The sequence below is a fragment of the Marivirga atlantica genome (genome assembly GCF_016734805.1).
Lineage (GTDB): Bacteria > Bacteroidota > Bacteroidia > Cytophagales > Cyclobacteriaceae > Marivirga > Marivirga atlantica.
Genome location: NZ_JAERQG010000014.1, coordinates 1 through 531 on the forward strand (window position 1 = coordinate 1; position 531 = coordinate 531).

Annotated in this window: 1 protein-coding gene; it reads right to left on the reverse strand. The window is 46.5% G+C overall.

The genetic code is table 11. From position 1 onward, the window contains the following. Positions 1–531 (reverse strand): TolC family protein (locus tag JKP34_RS18465; RefSeq protein ID WP_201924747.1); only part of this gene is annotated, 531 nt, incomplete at both ends.

Sequence of the window (531 nt, forward strand, 5' to 3'; positions counted from 1 at the left end):
GCCCGAAAAACAAGGGAATCCGAATACCGATCTGGTACTGATAAAATCCTGATTGTCCGGCTATCTGCTGCCGGCCATACTGCCCCTGCAATTGAGGTAAAAACTGTGAACGCCTCTCTTTTATGGTAGCGTCCGCTACATCCAACCGCTGTTTTGATACATTCAGCAATGGGTGGTTCATCAAAGAATCAGCCACATAATTGAGGGGTTCATCCAATTGAGAAGCTGGAACATCCGGCACGGTAAAGAGCGTATCATTAGCAAACCACAGGTTTAGTCGCTGCAAGGCACTTAGGTAATCTCGATAAGCCTGCTCTTTTTGTATCTGTACCTGATTGGCCTGGTTGGAGGTAGCGAGGTATTCTAGCTTGGAAGTAGCTTCCGTTTCTAACCTAATTCTTGCAGCTCTTTCAATATCGGTAAAAACCGAATCCAACTGCTCATAAACCTGGTAGTTGTTTTTGGTGGCATACACCATTGCCCAGGCTTGGCTTACTTCCCTTTCCAGCTCTATCACGGACAGGTCAAGTG